We start from the raw sequence: 988 nt of genomic DNA on the forward strand, positions 1-988 counted from the left end.
GGTTGAGAGCTGTCGTGATAGCTATCGATCCATTGTTGGTTAATAATCCCGGTTTCTAACGCTTTTTCAAGATTACCTTGGTAAAAATAGATCCATCCAAGCAGGCCGCTGCTTGATAGCACCGTGGTATATTTCTTCTCTCGCTTGCCATGCTCAATTGCTTCGCTCAAAGCAGCTTCCGCAGACTCCAGGTCACCGACAGCGAAGCTATCAAGACCAATTCCGTAATAGGTGACGGATTTAAGGGGCATCTTGGTTGTATCGAGCTCTTTCAGAACATCTTTAGTTAATTGTCCTGCGCTCTTTAGGTCTGACTGGCTGCGAGCCAGATAGGCCCGAATAAGCGAGATCTCACTATGTAAGTCAATTAATTCACTTGCGCTAGTTTCAATGCAAAGCAAGCGTTGCTTATCAATAAGGAGTTCCAGCTCTTCTAGCAAAGGGGCAATCACTTCAATTTTGTTACTGAAGAACAATGCCCAGATCTTAAGCATAATCGCGCGGGGAGACTGGCTAAATAGCTTTTCGGGTACTTTTCGAAGCCACTCTAAAACGAGTAAGTGATGCCCTTCATGTATTAGGTTGTTACCATTTTTTTCAAGCAATTGTATTAAAAGATCCCAATCTTGAAGTTGAACAACTTGCTCTATCGCTTCATGGGCTTGTTCATGCGTGACAAGCCACTCAATAGCGCTTTTCTGCAATGTTTCTAGAAGTGTTGGTTGCTCTACTTTAATTTTTCGAAGGAGCGACTCTCTAAACATCTCATGATAACGGTACCAGCTATGTTCATTATCTAAGGGGGTAATGAAGAGGTTTGCTCTATAAAGGTGGTCAAGTATCTTCGCAGAACCCTGGATATTAAGCATCGAGTCGCAAAGCTGCGCGTTTAAGCGGAGTAAACATGAAGACCTCAATAAGAAGTCTGAAACATTTTGCGGCTGTTGAGAGAGAATTTCACTCACAATATATTCGCTCAGATGCCTAT

At 42.9% G+C, this 988-nt stretch carries 1 protein-coding gene; it reads right to left on the reverse strand.

What is annotated here, in order from left to right; all coding sequences use genetic code 11:
- The coding region (locus tag A3757_RS24805; protein WP_197470305.1) for a hypothetical protein at positions 1-965 on the reverse strand (965 nt) is incomplete at its 3' end.
- Positions 966-988: the final 23 nt, after the last annotated feature.

Source organism: Oleiphilus sp. HI0117 (assembly GCF_001635235.1).